Raw genomic sequence first — 17,344 nt, forward strand, 5'->3', positions numbered from 1 at the left:
AAAGCTTTTTTATAAAAAAATAGAAAAGCCTATATTTGAGAATTGTATTATTGAAAGATGAAAAGAATATATTTAGTTTTATTTCTTGTCTTGACAAGCTTTGCATTTGGTCAGACAGCAAAAGAAATTATCAGTAAAAATATTGTGTTGACAGGAGGTTTAACCAATTGGAAATTGTTGAACTCGGTGTCGTTGCAGGGGAAATTGATTTTAGGAATCAAAGATGAGTACCCTATTAAGATTTTTCAAGAACGTCCTAACCTTACAAAAACATCCATTGTTATTGGTAAGAAGGAAACTGCAATTGAAGGATACGATGGAAAGAAAGGTTACGCCATGAATTACACTATCAATAAAATGGAAACCTATAACGAATACAATCCGGAAAGTTTCGATAATGATTTTATTGATTTTGAAAACAAAGGATTTACCGCCCAATTGTTAGGAAAGGAAAATGTAGGTCAAAATGTTTGCTACAAAGTTCAACTAACGAAAAATGTTAACAAAACGGTCTACTACTTTGATGTAAAAAGCTATATGTTACTCAAGGAGGTGAAAAAGGACGAGACCCTTGTTTATTCGGATTACAAAAAGGTTGGGAATTTGATGTTTGCTTTCAAGATAGAAGGAACAAGTCCTGCTAAAGATCAGGATTTTGTAATGTTGATTAATAAGATTGAAACCAACAAAGTTTTCCCAAACGGAACTTTTAAATTTTAAAGAAAAATGAAACGTATATTTATTTTTTTACTGGCAATAGGTGCTTTTTTGAAGAGCTGTACTGGTCAAAAACAGGAAGTAACCTCCGAGAATAATAAGGAAACAATGGCAAAATCTATTTTTGATTACAAGGTTGAATCTTTGGATGGAGGTGAGATTAATTTCGCTGATTTCAAAGGCAAGAAGATTTTGATTGTTAATACCGCTTCAGAATGTGGTTTTACACCTCAATATGCGGATATGGAGAAGCTTTACGAGCAATACAAAGACAAATTGGTTATCGTAGGTTTTCCAGCAAATAACTTTGGAGGGCAAGAACCAGGAACCAATAATGAGATTGGAACTTTTTGTCAGAAGAATTATGGTGTTACCTTTCCGATGGCGGCGAAAGTTTCGGTGAAGGGAGATGATATTGCGCCAATTTTTAAGTATTTGACTCAGAAAGAATTGAATGGTGTAAAAAGCACGAGTATTTTGTGGAATTTTACCAAGTTTCTTTTGGATGAAGACGGAAAGTTAATAGACTCTTTCGTGAGTACAACAAAACCGACAAGTAGCGCAATTACCAAATATTTACAATAGATTTTTTTTGAAGAATATTGAACCTCCTTTTTTACGGGAGGTTTTTTTATTGTGTGCTAGGTCAAAAAAAGAAAAACCTCCGAAATTAATCGGAGGTAAAAACTAATAACCATGAAAACTCAAATTAAACATGAGAATCTAAGAATAAGTTAGCAACATGCGTGCCAAACTTTCGATTTTCTTTTTCTGTAGAATTTTCGGTGACAAATATAAAAAATAAATTTGTAATTTTGCAATTATAAATTATTATTTTATGTTAAACAACATTACGTTCACGATGATTAAGCCCGATGCTGTAGAAGCTGGTCATATCGGTGCTATTTTAGGGAAAATTTCTGAAGCAGGTTTTGGAATTAAAGCGTTAAAACTTACACAGTTAACGATTGATGATGCAAAGAAGTTTTACGAAATTCACAAAGAAAGACCATTTTACATGGAGTTGGTAGAATTTATGAGTAGAGGTCCAATTGTGGCAGCTGTTTTGGAGAAAGACAATGCTGTTGAGGACTTTAGAACTCTAATTGGAGCTACTAATCCCGCTGAGGCAGCTGAGGGAACTATAAGAAAAATGTTTGCAAAATCTGTTGGAGAAAATGCGGTTCATGGTTCTGATTCTAATGAAAATGCTTTAATCGAGGCGCAATTCCATTTTTCTGGAAGAGAAATTTTCTAAGAGAATTAACTTTTACAGATTTGAAAAATATATATTTTTCAAAAATATCAAACTCCCTTTCACAGGGAGTTTTTTTATGGATGTTAATTGAAGTAGTAGTTAGGCCTTTTTTTGAAATGAATTGTTGCTCTAACAATGATTGAAAATAAATATACAACACCCAGTAATTTGTGCTTTTTTGATTTCATTCTTTTAGTGTATAATTATGGGTTGAAAGCCTGCAATTACCTGCGAATACTAGTGGTTGATTGTGGCTTGATAAAAGTTTCAGATTTTTTCATTATTTTTATTATATTTGAGAATAAAAAGTAGTATTCATGAAAAAATCTTTATTATTATCGTTGTTTTTTAGTTTTGCTTTATTTTACTCTCAATCGGTGGGTGATACTATTAAAGTAAAAGCATTTAATTATAATAGTGCGACAAGGGATACTTTGGTTATGTTTCCAAATAATCCAAGTTTGACCTACGAAAAGATATTATTGAAGTACAGCATGCGTTGTAAAGATGGTTTGGTTTCAACGGGGACCAATACCAATCTTGGATGTGGTGAGTGGGATTATTCTTGTAACACCTATATCGTGGATTCTGCAAAAACGCATAATGTTAACAAGACCATAGCTAGCCATTTTATTACTAACTTTTCTGGGACCAGCTTTCCTTATAAAAGTTCTCCTGTATACAACTATTACAGAGGAAATCAATCGAATGTCGTTATCACTTCGACGAGTAATGAGACGATTGCAAATGTAGGTTCTGGCTCAAATTCTCTTAACAAGGCTTTCAATACTACAAATCTTGCTGGCAAATCACATTATTTAATTACTGCTTCCGAGCTTTCTGCAGCTGGACTTACGGCAGGGGAAATTGATGGACTTAGTCTGAAAGTTTTGCAAAACGCAGGTCAAGCAAAATATTTAAAGATTAAACTTAAACAAACGACAAAAACTGCTCTTAGTGGAGCTATAGATTTAACTGGTTTAACCGAAGTCTACTATCAGAATACAACTTTTGTAGCCAATCAACTTAATAGATTTCAGTTTCATACTCCTTTTACTTGGGATGGAACGTCGAATTTGCTAGTAGAATTTACTTTTTCTAATATTGGATCTTCATCTTTAAGTGCAACAACAGTGGAATCTAGCACGACAAGTTTTGTTTCCGCTCTTAATTCAATTAATGAGAAGGATTTTTTGTTTTCAAATAGCAATTATGTCGAAAGTAATACTTACAAAGGTGTTGGAGGTACCCAAAGCAGAACGATAGAAGCATGGATCAGAACTTCTAATGGAGAAGGAGAGATCTGTAGCTATGGTAGAGATTATGCTGGGGAAAAATGGGTTTTTCGATTAGCTTCTGGAAGATTGCGAGTTGAGATTAATGGCGCAGGAACTGTAGGTAGTACTTATGTTAATGATAATCAATGGCATCATGTGGCGGTGGTCCTTAATGGAAGTACATTGTCTGGTATTAGTTTCTATGTGGATGGAGTTTTGGATGGATTTTCTGCTACCAGTTCTGCTGCAATTAATACCAATGTTACTCATGCTGATTCTTACAAAGTGAGGATTAGTCGGGGTGTTAATAATCGATATCTGATAGGTTTGGTTGATGATGTCCGAATTTGGAACACTAATTTGTCTCAATCGACCATAAGCAATTGGAAGAATCTAAAAGTTGATGCATCGCATCCTAATTATGCCAGTTTGCAACTGAATTATCAATTTAATGAGAGTGGTACATCAATTGTTGACGGCTCTACTAACGCAAATAATGCTACACTTTTCGGAAATGAATTTAGAACTTCAATAACAGATGGTACTTCTTTATTTAAAAATTTTGAAGCCAATTTTGAAAGACCTAATATTAAGTTCTACAAAGGAGATTACGTTAATAGCATTACAACAACATCAGTCGATAGACCAGTTGCGAAATTACCAACTTACTTGATGATTGCAAGAAGTATTGTTTCTCAACAACCTTTGGGATTAACGGATCAAATTAATGAAACGGTACCTCAAGAAATTTGGAGTCTAGATGAAAATATTTATAATGAAACAACAGGAAGCTTGATTAGTCAAAATACCTTAACTCAAGATGGCGTAATCAATATCACTAATCTCAATTATGTAGAAAGAACTCCATACTATAATCAATTAGTTTCATTTGTTACTCCTTACGGTATCAATTTGGACTTAGGAATGGGAGGGAAATCTTGGCTAATGGATGTTACCGACTATCAAACTGTCTTGAAAGGTAATAAGAGGATATTGATGACTTTGGGGGGAGAATGGCAAGAAGATATGGATTTAGAATTTTGGTATATCGTCGGGACGCCGCCTCATAATGTGGTTCAATACGATCAAATTTGGCAGGGAACCAATAACCTAGGTGCTGCAACGATTGCACAAATTTTAGCTGATACCAAATTCGAACCTAAATCTATCAATTTAAGTGCTTCAGCTACTGACTTCAAAATTAAGTCATCAATTACTGGCCATGGAGCTCAGGGTGAGTTTAGCCAAAATGGAGGTCAGGTTTATCACAAATTATTAGTAAATAATACGGAGTTATATAATTGGATTATTACTCAAAGTTGTGGTGATAATCCAATCTATCCGCAGGGAGGAACTTGGGCGTACGACCGTCAAGGCTGGTGTCCGGGTGAGGAAACCCTTTTGAAAGAGCAGATTTTGACGCCTAATGTTACACCTGGTACCAATGTTACAATCGATTATACAACTTCCGCTCCGCCGGTGACAACAGGAACATATAATTATCATGTTGCGCACCAGTTGGTTGGTTATGGACCTGCAAATCACACTTTGGATGCTGCAGTAACAGATATTATTGCCCCAAATAATATGGCTTTGTATACAAGAGTGGGGAAAACATGCGGAAATCCAGTGGTTAAAATCCAAAATACAGGTTCTACCAATTTGACTTCATTGGCGATACATTATTGGATGAATGGAGGCACAACTCATCAGATCTATAATTGGACTGGAAATTTAGCCTTTTTGCAATCCGCCGAGGTGCAGCTTCCTTCGTCAGCAGCCTTATGGTCAGATGTACTTGGAGCTAATAATAAGTTTTATGTGGAAATATCAGCGCCAAATGGTGGAACAGATCAGTATGCTCATAATAATACTTACACTTCAAAATTTGATTTGCCAGAGATCCTTCCAAATACTTTTGTTTTAGAAATCAAAACAAATAATTATGCGTCCCAAAATAGTTATCAAATCACGGATGTTAGTGGTACTGTACTTTATCAAAATTCTTTGCCATCTAACAATACCGTTTACCAGGAAACGATTCAGAATACGGGCTGTCTAAAACTTACTATTAATGATACTGGGAATGATGGTTTGCAATGGTGGGCTAATTCTGCACAAGGAACAGGGTATGCGGTAATTAAGTCTACAACGGGTGCGATTCTTAAAACATTCAATCCTGATTTTGGAAGCGCTTTTTCTTATGATTTTAATAATAGTACATTCTTAAGTACGGAAGAATTCGAGTTTTTAACAACTTTGAAAGTATATCCTAATCCTGCTATTAGTGATGTTTTTATTTCGTCTAATCAACCAATGACTAATTCGAAAATAACATTGATAAATATATTAGGGCAAAGATTCCCAATGAGAACAACATATAAAGATAAGCATACAGCGCAGTTTAATGTGAGTTCTTTGGCGACAGGTGTTTATATTATAGAAATTGTAAATGATAATATTAAAACTACGAGAAAGTTGATTGTTCAATAATCTTGCAATAATTTTGATTTTATAAAACCACTACACATCATTGATCTGTAGTGGTTTTTTTTATAATTTGATGTAATAAAGGTGGCATCAGAGTTTTACACATAAATGATTTGAATCGCGCTTATTAAAGTTAGCTAAATAAAAAAAGCACCTTCAAAAGGTGCTTTTTAAATTTCGTATTTGGAAATAGATTATATCTTAAGCATTTCTATTGTTCTTTCTGGGCTTTCAGATGAAAAAACAGCGTTCCCAGCAACTAAAACATCAGCACCAGCTTCAAAGAGTTTGGATGCATTTTCTAAGTTAACACCACCATCGATTTCGATTAATGCTGTTGAATTATTAGAAAGGATTAAATCTTTGGTTTCTGCTATTTTTTTGTAGGTGTTTTCTATAAATTTTTGTCCGCCAAAACCAGGATTAACACTCATCAAAAGTACCAAATCTACATCAGCAATAATGTCTTCGAGCATCAGAACAGGTGTCGCAGGATTAAGAACAACTCCAGCTTTTGCTCCTTTGCTTTGGATAAGGTCGATGGTGCGATGCAGATGAGTACAAGCTTCATAATGTACAGAGACCAAGTCGGCTCCATTGTCAATAAACTCTTCTATGTATTTTTCTGGTTCAACAATCATAAGATGTACATCCACAAATTTTTTCGCATGTTTCTGGATCGTCTTCATCACAGGAAAACCGAATGAGATGTTAGGTACAAAGCGTCCATCCATGACATCGACGTGAAGCCAGTCTGCTTGAGATTGATTTAGCATCTCGATGTCTCTTTGAAGATTCCCAAAATCTGCAGAAAGAAGGGAAGGAGCAATAAGTTTGTTTTTCATTTTTTATAATTTGTTTTTTGAGTGTAAGATTGACCTGTGTTTTTTTTATTGCTTAAGTTTAATCTTTCATTTGAAAGATTAATGATACTTTAGATTCATATCAGGTTTTATCTTTAGAAGAGTTTCATAGATTAATTTAATCACATTGCCAACATCCTCTTTGGAAACCATTTCCACTGTGGTGTGCATGTATCTCAAAGGAAGAGAAATCAAAGCACTTGGTACTCCACCGTTTGAATGCGCAAAAGCGTCGGTATCGGTTCCTGTTGCCCTACTTGCAGCTGCTCTTTGATACGGTATCTTCTTAGATTTTGCAGTTTCTACGATAAGATTTCTAATATTATGATGGATACTAGGTGCAAAGAAAACTACCGGTCCATCACCACATTTTTGGTCGCCTTCCTTTTTCTTTTCGATAAATGGAGTGGTCGTGTCATGCGTTACATCTGTAACAATGGCTATATTCGGTTGAATAGAATCTGCAATCATATCCGCTCCATAAAGTCCAACTTCTTCCTGTACAGAGTTGGTAATATAAAGACCAAAAGGAAGTTTTTTCTTATTTTCCTTCAATAATCTGGCAACTTCAGCGATCATGAAACCTCCAATTCGATTGTCTAAAGCGCGACATACAAAATATCGGTCATTAAGTTCAAAAAACTCATCAGGATAGGTAATCATGCATCCAACCTCGATTCCAAGGTCTAGAACTTCTTGTTTTGTCGTTGCTCCGCAGTCGATGAAGATGTTCTCAACTTTGGGAACTGGTTCGTTGGGATTTCCAACTCTGGTATGAATGGCCGGCCATCCAAAAACGCCCTTTACAATACCTTTTTCCCCGTGAATGTTAACTACCTTAGAAGGTGCAATGGCTTGATCTGATCCGCCGTTTCGGATAACATAGATTAATCCGTCATCGGTAATGTAATTGACGTACCAAGAAATTTCGTCAGCATGAGCTTCGATAACCACTCGGAAATCGGCCTTCGGATTAATGATTCCGTAGCATGTTCCGTAATGATCATACTCAATTTTGTCAACATAGGGACGGATATAATCCATCCATATTTTTTGACCTTCGTGTTCGTAACCAGTTGGTGAAGAAACGTTTAAATACTGTTCTAGGAATTTTAAAGATTTTTTCTCGAATTTCATATGAAAAGGAATGATTTTTGCCGATATTTCAGCTAAATTTGTGTGGTAAAAATAATGAAATTATATAAAATCAGTCTTGTTTTTGTTTTGTTTTTCTCTTTTTTGGGAAAAGCTCAGGATTCTATTTTGGATAAATCACTTAGTCAATATCCTCAAGATCAGATTAAAGTTGATGAATACGGGAAGAGGTATTACTATGACGCTAAGCAAAAAGCTAAGATTTATGAAATTAATGGCGAAAAGGTTGTCGTTCTTGACGAACTGCTTCTTAGTCCAAGACCAAAATTTAATAATCAGTTAGATCGTAACTTTTATTACTTTCTCAATAAAAAACTTAATCGGGTATATCCACTTTTTCTTACCGCTTTACAGCAATATCGAGATATTCAATCAGATGTGTCAAAATTGGACAAGGATGAGCAGAGAAAATATACTAAGCAACGTAATGCAGAGTTAGCTGATCAATACGAAGCTCAATTAAGGGATCTTACTACTTCGGAAGGTCGTGTTTTTGCCAAATTAATGTATCGCTCTACTGGGAAATCCGTGTATGAAATTGTGAAAGAATTAAGGGGTGGTTGGAGTGCTTTTTGGTGGAATGTAAAGGGAAATGTTGCAGATGTCGATATCAAAGAACCTTATAGTCCCAAGACCAATAGAAGTGACTTGTATCTTGAGTCATTATTAAAATCTAATTGGGAGCTTGGATTGCTCAAACCTTATCCCGGCTATATGGAAGCTCACATGGAATAAAATTTAAAAAATCAGATCCTTAGGGTCTGATTTTTTCTTTTAACTTTTCGTAAGCAATTTTATCGATGGGTAAAGGAAATGGATTCTCTTCCTGATGGATTGGTATCCATTCTGCTTTTTCGATGAGAGGATCCATAATAATGAACTCGCTTTCGTCTAGAATTTCTACTATATAATATATGGTAAGAAGCTGCTCGTTTTCTCGGAATCTTGAGGAAAGAAACTCCTCTTGCGTGTACAAGTGTTCTACGATTCTGATTTTGACATTCAGTTCTTCTTCGAATTCTCGATGAAGGCAATCGATAACGCCTTCGCCTAATTCTAATCCGCCACCAGGAAATTTGAGAAGGGGTGTACCAGCATATTCTTCAAAAAGGACGAGGACTTTCTCATCTCTCACAGCGCAAGCGTATATTCTTACATTGAGTTGATTAACCATTATTTTGTAATTTGATTCGGATAAATTTAAGAATTATTTTGTTCTATCGATTATAATTTCCAAGCATTAATCATTTCTCTTTTTCCTGGAGGGCCTGCGACCTTTTGTACTTCGAAGTCGAGTTCTTGCAGGATTCTCCTGAAACTTCCTTTCGAAGAATAGGTGGTGAGGAGGCCTCTTTTTTTCATTTTATCGGCAACCATTTCTGCTAGAGGTTTTTCCCATAAATCGGGCTGAACTCTCGCTCCAAAACAATCAAAATAGACGAGATTAATTTCTGGAAGATCCATGTCTTTTAGTTGGTAGAAGTCAGCTTCGATTTTGGTAAGGTTAAAATTGGGCGCAATTTCAATTGATTTTCCCCATTCGCAATCGTGGATTTTGAAATAAATTTCTTTCAGTTTTTCATCTTCAAAAAGTTCAAAATAATTAAGTTCTGAAATCTCCGAAAGATTTGTGGGATATTTTTCGATGGAGAAAAAATTGATTTTATGATTTTTGTCAGTTTTTAAATATTCATTAAATGTCACTAAAACATTGAGACCTGTTCCAAAACCGAGTTCTAAAATATTAATTTCATAATCATTTATCAAATTTAATCCATTATCAATAAAGACGTGTTCTGCTTCGCGAAGGGCACCGTGACTTGAGTGATAGCTTTCATTCAATTCACTGATAAACAATGTTTTACTTCCGTCTTTTGTGGTGGTTATTTCTCTTTTCAAACTATTTTTTTTTCAAATTTAAACTAATTTTATTATATTTAAAAAATTAAATTATCTTTGTCGAACACCATAAAAAAATTGTAAAATGATAATTCAAAAATCTACCAATCCTAGAATACATAGCTTTGATATAGACAACTTTGCTTTTGGAAATACCTTCATTGATCACATGATTATTTGTGAGTATGAAGATGGAAAGTGGGGTGATGTTAAGTTGGTTCCTTATGGTCCGCTTGGTTTTACACCTGCGATGATGGGTGTTAATTATGGACAAGCATGTTTTGAGGGTATGAAAGCCTATAAGGATAAGGATGGCCAGGTTTTCTTGTTTCGTCCAAAGAAGAATTTTGAAAGGATTAACAAATCCGCGGCGAGATTGGCAATGCCAGAAGTAACTGAGGAGATGTTTATGGGTGGATTGCAAGCATTGGTAGATGTTGACAGAGATTGGATTCCTCATGGAGAGGGGATGTCTCTCTATATTCGTCCGCTTATTTTTGCTACTGAGGAAGCATTGAAAGCTAGAATTTCTTCAAAATATATGTTTGCGATTGTTGCTACACCTGCAAAAAGTTATTATACAGAGCCAGTTTCAGTTAAAATTTCTGATTACTATTCTAGAGCAGCTAATGGTGGAGTTGGATTTGCAAAAGCAGCTGGAAATTATGCGGCATCTTTCTATCCAACGAAAATGGCTATTGAGGAAGGATATGAGCAAATTATTTGGACAGATGATTCTTCTCACGAATACTTCGAAGAGAGTGGAACAATGAATGTTTTTGTGCGAATCAATGACACTATCTATACCCCGCCTACATCAGAAAAAATCTTGAATGGTGTAACTAGAGATAGTTTTATAAAATTAGCGGAAAGACGTGGAATCGAAGTCAAAGTAGAGCCTATTTCTGTAAAGAATGTGATGGAAGCTCAGAAAGATGGAAGCTTGAAAGAAGTTTGGGGTGTAGGAACAGCGGTGGTGACTAGTGTTTTCCAAGCTTTGGGTTACAAAGGTGAAAAGCATCTTCTACCAAAACTTTCTGATGAAGAGAGCTTTGCTGTAGCACTTAAAAGCGACCTAATTAATATCCAGACTAACCAAACAGAAGATCCTTTTGGATGGAGATTTTTGGTGGAGAAAAATGTTTTTGAAACCGTATAAAACGGTAATAAATAATGTGAAAGTCAGAAATACGTTTCTGACTTTTTTTATTTTCATAAACAGATGGAATTCTGTATTTTCGCACTTCCATTTAGATAATAACAGATTTATAATGATTAAAAAGAACTTATTATATACAACAATTTTCGGCTTGTTAATGACAAGCTGTACCCCAATTTATAAAAAGATGAATGTAGACAAACAGACCTACGAAAGTTTAGGAAACGGGCTTTATGCCAATTTGGAAACCAGCAAAGGAAATATGTTGGTGAAACTAGAAGACGAGAAGTCTCCTGTAACTGTGGCTAATTTTGTTGGCCTTGCAGAAGGTAAGATTGATAACAAATCAAAAGGAAAGGAGGTGCCTTTCTATGACGGAACTATTTTTCACCGTATTATCAAGAATTTTATGATTCAGGGTGGTGATCCAAAAGGAACAGGTATGGGTGATCCTGGATACAAATTCGATGATGAAAGAAACGACCTTAAGCACGAAGGGAAAGGGATTTTATCAATGGCTAATTCTGGACCTAATAGCAATGGATCACAATTCTTTATAACTGAAGTTCCGACTCCTTGGTTAGATGGGAAGCACACTATTTTTGGAAAAGTAGTTGCAGGTATGGATGTAGTTGATACGATTGCAGGTGTTGAGACAGGAGCTCAAGATAAGCCAAAAACCGATGTCGTTTTACAAAAAGTTTCAGTTTTTGGTAAAGGTGATGCTTACAAAGATTACGATGCTGCAAAAATTTTCAATGAAGGGAAAGGAAAAATTCAGGAAAGAAATAAAGCTTATCTAGCTAAAGCTGAAGAGGAAAGATTGAAGAAAGAAGCTGAATTTAAGCAAAATCAAGAAAAGTGGGCAGAAGAAATGAAGCAGGGGATGCAGAAAACTGATTCTGGATTATACTACAAAATTACAGAAGCTACAGATGGTGCGAAGCCAGAAAGAGGAAATGATGTTTCTGTTCATTATGCTGGAAGATTATTGAATGGGAATGAATTTGACAACTCTTTCAAAAGAGGAGAGCCAATTAGCTTCCCTGTTGGTGTGGGTCATGTTATTCCAGGTTGGGATGAAGGCATCATGCTCTTGAAAGAAGGAGAGAAAGCAACTTTCCTTATTCCTTCTGAACTTGGTTATGGAGCTAGAGGAGCTGGTGGGGTTATTCCTCCAAATGCTTGGTTGATTTTTGATGTACAATTAGTTAAAGCTAAGTAATCAATCTAACATAAAATAAAAAAATACATCTTCGGATGTATTTTTTTTATTTCAATATTGAGGGTTTGACGCTTTTCAATTTTGGATTACGACTTATAGAGTTAGGAATTCGTAAATGGTTTGCTAATCTCCTTTTTTGATGTTAGAACGAATATTTAAGCAATAACGTAAAACCATCTCCACTAACCGTTGGGTCATATATTTTGCTATATTTTTCCATTTGTAACCCTAGTGAAACAGTTTTTTTGTTAGGTAAATCCTTCATAATCCATAGGGTGAAATCACGAGCGTTGATGAAACGTTCTTTTACTTCGTCATTATTGATGAGGAACCATTCCAAATCAGTTCTCGCTCTCCATGGATTTTGTTTTTGTAGCGGGCTTAAGTGCACTTCTAATCCTACGCGATAACGTAATCGATAGGTCACTTTATCGATATAATCATTGTTACTAACAAAGAAACGACCTTCAGCTTGAAATCTTTGTACAAAGTCCAATCGAGAAACTATAGCAGTTTTAAGGCTCATTCCTACAACGGGTCTTACCTCGAAATAATTTTGGATATCATCATCAAAGGTATATTGAAGCTTAAGTCCTCCAAAAAATCCCCATTGTTTCAATCGATATTGGGCAATTCCATAGGTGTTGACACGACTCCATTTTTTGTGACTGTAGGTATGTTTCCATGTTCCTTCAAGAAAATAAGTGACGTTTTCTTTTGTGGAAGGAATTGTCTTTTCAGCGGTTAATTCCGAAAAAAAGCTATTTTGTGCACTCAATCCAAGTGTACAAAAAAAACTCAATACCGAGAAAAATCGAATATATATTTGTTTCATTACTTTAATAATAATTTAGCTTGCATCTTTTACCAAGCGAAATCCTATGTGTTGCATCCCGGTATCAGGACTAAGTCTCATTCTTCGTGAGTTTCTGTATCCAGAACACCAGTCATCATTACAAAGGTATGATCCTCCTTTGACGGATTTGTTCATGGCATACTCGTCCATGACTTCAAAGCTTTTGTTGGGTCCTTTGGGATTAATTGCAGTTTTTCCCGCATCAAAAAGTTCGCTGTAATAACTTGCGGAATACCAATCCTGAGTCCACTCCCAAACGTTTCCAGATATATCATAAAGACCGTAAGCATTAGGAGCAAATTTTTTGATAGGAGCGATACCCATGTAACCATCCTCTCCCGTGTTGTTGTACGGGAAATTACCTTGAAGGAAATTACCTTTATAAATTCCTTTTTGGAGTTTTTCGTTTCCCCAAGGGTACATTTCGTTATTTTTTCCAGCTCTCATTGCGTACTCAAATTCAGCCTCTGTCGGAAGTCTTTTACCTATCCACTTTGCATAAGCAACGGCATCGTACCAAGAAATTTGAGTTACGGGATAATTTAATATTTTTTGAAGGTCTGGATTGGTGCCATCTGGATTTTTCCAGCTCGCTCCGTTAACCATTTTCCACCAATTTCCTAAATTGTCTTTTGGAGTGCCTTCGGGAGCATAGCTGAAAACCAAAGCACCAGCTTTTAATAATTCGTCATCAATTTTTGCTGTTCCAGGAGGAAGTTGTTTTTTGAGTTCTTCCCAATCGATATCTTGCTCTGCAACAGTAATATAACCAGTCGCCTTCACAAATTCTAAATATTCTCCGATGGTGACCTCGTGACTGTCCATGTAAAAATCAGAAACCTGAACTTTATGTTTTGGGAATTCGTCATTTTGAGCTAAGGCAGAGTTGGGCATATCCTCAAAACCTGCAGGCGAATCACCACCCATTTCAAAAGTACCTCCCTTAATCAAAACCATCCCTTTGTTGGATTTGCTTTTATTGAGGTCTGTAGAAATTGCTAAAGCATTATTTAGATATTTTTGATCCAAAAATTCTCTTCCTGTAATATGGTCAGAGACAATACAGTGTAGGTCTTTTTGATCTTTTTTGTTGTTGGCCTCTTGCATCTGTTTCGGTGTATTACAACTGGTCAAAAGAAGCAAAACGGCAATATTGAGAATGGAAATATTCTTCATAGTGGGGGGGCTGTGTTTTTCTTGGTTATACGAGATTATACTCGCATTTTAGCTTTTGGCTTCAAATTTAGGAAAAAAATGATAAACCTTCGTTGAAGTTGTTAATTAAATCCTTTTATACTTTAAGAAATAAGTTCAAGAATGGCTTGCCAGTTTTTTGGTTGGTGTTCGATGGTTTCAGAAGAAATTTGCCATTGTGAATCAATGTAACGGAAAGTCCATTGACTAATGTCTTTTCTCGTATGTTTTTTCAAAAACGATTCCAATAATTCAGTTTCTTTTTGAGGGGCGATGATAAGGGGTAGCACAAGTTTGATTTCTGGATTGATATTTATCTTTTCAAATAATTCAGGCTGATTTTCGATAAGTTCTTCTGATAATCCAGAGAAAAGGCTACTGTTTTTTATATACCAAATACAATCTGAAAATGATTGGGCAAGTCGCCAATCGTGAGAGGAAAACAAAATGATTTTCCCTTGCATTTTGGCAAGATTTCTAAGTAGATTAAGGATGGCAATTTTGTTTTCTTCATCAAGATGAGTAGTGGGTTCATCGAGAATAATCATCGGAGAATTTTGGGCCAATGCTCTTCCTATAAATGCTTTTTGGAGGTTGCCATCAGAAAGCTGAGTAATGGGTGTGTCTTGATACTCAGTCAAATTAAGTGCTGAAATTATTTGGTCTACCTCTTCAATGTCTTTCTCATTAAGTTTAAAATAATAGGGGTAGTGAATATATTTTCCTAAAGCAATGAGGTCTCTCGTCGTGTAATTGGCTGGAATCGTAGATTTAGAAAATACCACTGCAATTTTTTCGGCAATCTCCTTCGTTGAACGACAGTTAATGTTCTTTCCTTCGATAAGAATTTCTCCTTTCAAAGTTGGTATTTGATGGAGGATACTTTTGATTAAAGTCGTTTTGCCAACACCATTGTTCCCAATCATAAGAGCTATTTGCCCCACGTTCAAACTCGCATTAACTTCTTTTATTAAAGAAGTCTTGTATCCGATGTTGGTATTTTTTAATTCGAGGAACATAGAGTTTGGGTTTTGGTATTCTAAGTTTGGGATTAAATTAATTTTTTTTCAAAAGCATTAATAGTATTACTGGGATTCCAAACAGCGAAGTTATTACATTGAGTGGCAATTGAAGTACTTCTGATAATATTGAAAACACTTGCATTATCACAACGCCAACGGACATATTAAGAATCCATTGATGCCAAAGCTTTGATGGATTATACAACATTCGACAAAAATGAGGCACCACAATTCCAATAAACAAAACAGGACCTAGAAAAGCCGTAACTGATGCAGAAAGTAGAGAGGATGCAATGATAATGAAGTATTTTAGTTGTCGAAGGTTGACTCCAAGACTCATTGCATATTGACTTCCTAACGCATTTCCCATAAGAGGTTTGATGGTTCGAAATGAAATGAGTAATCCTAATGCAACAATTCCTGTAAGGATTGCGATTTGATTACTTGTGACCATGTTGTTGGCTCCAAAACTCCATAAAATATAGTTTTTCAGACTTTGGTTGTCAGCATAAAGTTGCATCATCGAAATGATAGCACCAGCCAAAGCTGAAATCAAAAATCCAAAAATAATTAGAAATGATTTGTCTTGAAATCTAGATGAAAAGGATAGCAAAATGAGCATCAGCACAATACTTGCACCGATAGCAGAAAGGCTCACAAAACCATTTTGTAGTAACTCTGGAATAATAAAACTCCCAGAAAAAAAGATAAAAATGGCTACTCCAAGACTAGCGACAGAAGTGATTCCCAAAACGGATGGGCCGGCCAAGGGATTCTGAAAGTACTCTTGCAAGAGAAAACCTGAGGTTGGTATTGCAATTCCTGCTAGTAACATCACGAGCACTCGATTAATCCTTAATTCGGCGATATTATGAAGATCGGTTGCTTGTACGAAATCTTTGAAACCTAGTTCTGAAAAGCCCGTGTTGAGATTAATGATAATGGATAAAACGACTAATAAAATCGAAATAAAAAATCCTATTTTGAAGTTTTTGCCCATTAAAAATTTTTGTCGTGGCAAGTTAAGTATTTTTGAACGGAAATAAAAAATGCCGACACTACTGTCGACATTTTTTGTTTATTTATTCAAAGGTTTTATGCAATTTCGGAATTTCTATTTTTTAGGAAAAATAGTTTTCCAATCGTTTTTCATGTCAATAATTGTCCAACCGTTTTTCTTTGCTACTACTTCTCCTTTTTCTAGTCTTCCCATTGGTGTTTTTTCGTTGTAAAAAAATTCTCTTTCACCATCTGTATGTTTAACATAGACCATCAGAAAATGTAGTGGATTTTCCGTGGAAGCATATTCCATCATTTCCAAATCACCGTCAGAATTACCAACCACCATAATTGGTTTTTTACCAATAATTTTTTGGATATTAATAACTTTCCCAAGATGGTCATCGAAAAAGTCAAATTGAGTCGTTGGAAGAACCGCAATTGAATCTTCTTTTTGTACAGTAGTAGTCTTAAAAGTGGTGCCGATTATGTGATTTTCCTCTATTCCATAGATTCTAGGTTGCCAAGCGCGCATGAATTTGAGACCTCCACCTGATACCACGTACATGGTAAATTTATTAGCACGAAGATAGTCCAAAAGTTCGAGCATTGGTTGGTAAACCGTGTTCTCATAAGGAATCTTAAGTGCAGGATGTTGTGTGGTGAGCCAAGAGTTGACCGTTTCGTTGTAATTACTATTGTACAGTGAATCTACTTCTCCAATCATCATAATGATTTTGTTTTTGTCAGCTTTTAGAAGACCACTAATATCTCCTTCGATAACTTCTTTATAAGGACTTTCGGTTTTGTATTTCGGATTTGTTTTCGACAATTCTTTGATTTTGTCAAAAACAAAATATATTTGATTAGCAAGAGGTTGTTCTGCCCATAGTGTTCCATCGTTATCGAAACAAACAATACGGTCTTCTGGTTTTACGTATGTTGGAAGTGTTGAGTCTGTTACGGATTTTACGAAATTAATGATGTTTTCCTTAGACGGTACATCATTGAAGGAAGGAAGAGGATTAGCTAAAGCAGCTTCTCCTTGTTCATGTGCTTTTTTGTCGTTTTTTTTGCACGAACCTACAATCAAGGCTACGCAAAAAAGGATAAGTAAATGATAGATTTTCATGGAGTTTTTTTTAATTTTTGATTAGTATTTTAATTGGTTCCGAAATCAGGTGACTTCCTAGCCAATTGTTTTATTATTTTTTTTTCGATGCTATAGTT

General features: G+C 35.4%; 16 protein-coding genes. 7 read left to right on the forward strand and 9 right to left on the reverse strand.

What is annotated here, in order from left to right; translation table 11 throughout:
- Positions 1–57 precede the first annotated feature (57 nt).
- From AC4AGG_RS01475 to AC4AGG_RS01490, 4 genes are all read left to right on the forward strand, one after another.
- Complete coding sequence (locus AC4AGG_RS01475) at positions 58–720, forward strand: histidine kinase (RefSeq protein ID WP_489770197.1); 663 nt, start codon at positions 58–60, stop codon at positions 718–720.
- Positions 721–726: 6 nt separating this feature from the next.
- Positions 727–1,302: a glutathione peroxidase gene (locus tag AC4AGG_RS01480; RefSeq protein ID WP_489770198.1), complete on the forward strand. Its 576-nt coding sequence runs from the start codon at positions 727–729 to the stop codon at positions 1,300–1,302.
- Positions 1,303–1,555: 253 nt separating this feature from the next.
- Positions 1,556–1,975, forward strand: a complete 420-nt coding sequence (locus tag AC4AGG_RS01485) for a nucleoside-diphosphate kinase (protein ID WP_489770199.1) — start codon at positions 1,556–1,558, stop codon at positions 1,973–1,975.
- Positions 1,976–2,292: 317 nt separating this feature from the next.
- The gene (locus AC4AGG_RS01490) at positions 2,293–5,745 is read left to right on the forward strand and encodes a LamG-like jellyroll fold domain-containing protein (protein WP_489770200.1); all 3,453 of its coding nucleotides are present in this window, start codon (positions 2,293–2,295) and stop codon (positions 5,743–5,745) included.
- A 191-nt stretch (positions 5,746–5,936) separates the two neighbouring features.
- On the opposite strand, the gene rpe is transcribed toward AC4AGG_RS01490, so the two are convergent.
- Positions 5,937–6,587 carry a ribulose-phosphate 3-epimerase gene (gene rpe / locus AC4AGG_RS01495; RefSeq protein WP_489770201.1) on the reverse strand — a complete coding sequence of 217 codons (651 nt, stop codon included), beginning with the start codon at positions 6,585–6,587 and terminating at the stop codon, positions 5,937–5,939.
- A gap of 78 nt (positions 6,588–6,665) precedes the next feature.
- Entirely contained in the window at positions 6,666–7,742 is a 1,077-nt protein-coding gene (locus AC4AGG_RS01500) for a M28 family peptidase (RefSeq protein WP_489770202.1), read from the reverse strand.
- A gap of 54 nt (positions 7,743–7,796) precedes the next feature.
- On the opposite strand from AC4AGG_RS01500, the gene AC4AGG_RS01505 reads away from it, so the two are divergent.
- On the forward strand, positions 7,797–8,495 hold the full coding sequence (locus AC4AGG_RS01505) for a DUF4294 domain-containing protein (RefSeq protein ID WP_489770203.1): 699 nt from the start codon (positions 7,797–7,799) through the stop codon (positions 8,493–8,495).
- A gap of 19 nt (positions 8,496–8,514) precedes the next feature.
- On the opposite strand, the gene AC4AGG_RS01510 is transcribed toward AC4AGG_RS01505, so the two are convergent.
- Together AC4AGG_RS01510 and mnmC2 are read right to left on the reverse strand one after the other, a co-directional pair.
- Complete coding sequence (locus tag AC4AGG_RS01510) at positions 8,515–8,934, reverse strand: NUDIX domain-containing protein (RefSeq protein ID WP_489770204.1); 420 nt, start codon at positions 8,932–8,934, stop codon at positions 8,515–8,517.
- A 50-nt stretch (positions 8,935–8,984) separates the two neighbouring features.
- Entirely contained in the window at positions 8,985–9,659 is a 675-nt protein-coding gene (mnmC2, locus tag AC4AGG_RS01515) for a tRNA (5-methylaminomethyl-2-thiouridine)(34)-methyltransferase MnmC2 (RefSeq protein ID WP_489770205.1), read from the reverse strand.
- Positions 9,660–9,744: 85 nt separating this feature from the next.
- Here mnmC2 and AC4AGG_RS01520 point away from each other — a divergent pair, with 85 nt between their 5' ends.
- Positions 9,745–10,818, forward strand: a complete 1,074-nt coding sequence (locus AC4AGG_RS01520; protein WP_489770206.1) for a branched-chain amino acid aminotransferase — start codon at positions 9,745–9,747, stop codon at positions 10,816–10,818.
- A gap of 187 nt (positions 10,819–11,005) precedes the next feature.
- Positions 11,006–12,043, forward strand: a complete 1,038-nt coding sequence (locus tag AC4AGG_RS01525; RefSeq protein ID WP_489770207.1) for a peptidylprolyl isomerase — start codon at positions 11,006–11,008, stop codon at positions 12,041–12,043.
- 142 nt (positions 12,044–12,185) lie between these two features.
- Here AC4AGG_RS01525 and AC4AGG_RS01530 read toward each other — a convergent pair whose 3' ends face one another.
- The 5 genes from AC4AGG_RS01530 to AC4AGG_RS01550 form a co-directional block, all read right to left on the reverse strand.
- On the reverse strand, positions 12,186–12,878 hold the full coding sequence (locus tag AC4AGG_RS01530) for a hypothetical protein (protein ID WP_489770208.1): 693 nt from the start codon (positions 12,876–12,878) through the stop codon (positions 12,186–12,188).
- Positions 12,879–12,893: 15 nt separating this feature from the next.
- Complete coding sequence (locus AC4AGG_RS01535; RefSeq protein ID WP_489770209.1) at positions 12,894–14,075, reverse strand: formylglycine-generating enzyme family protein; 1,182 nt, start codon at positions 14,073–14,075, stop codon at positions 12,894–12,896.
- A 122-nt stretch (positions 14,076–14,197) separates the two neighbouring features.
- Positions 14,198–15,112 carry an ABC transporter ATP-binding protein gene (locus AC4AGG_RS01540; protein ID WP_489770210.1) on the reverse strand — a complete coding sequence of 305 codons (915 nt, stop codon included), beginning with the start codon at positions 15,110–15,112 and terminating at the stop codon, positions 14,198–14,200.
- A 37-nt stretch (positions 15,113–15,149) separates the two neighbouring features.
- Complete coding sequence (locus tag AC4AGG_RS01545) at positions 15,150–16,115, reverse strand: FecCD family ABC transporter permease (protein WP_489770211.1); 966 nt, start codon at positions 16,113–16,115, stop codon at positions 15,150–15,152.
- Between the two features lie 114 nt (positions 16,116–16,229).
- Entirely contained in the window at positions 16,230–17,246 is a 1,017-nt protein-coding gene (locus AC4AGG_RS01550; RefSeq protein ID WP_489770212.1) for an HAD family hydrolase, read from the reverse strand.
- Positions 17,247–17,344: the final 98 nt, after the last annotated feature.

It is taken from the genome of Chryseobacterium sp. CG10_8, assembly GCF_058117085.1.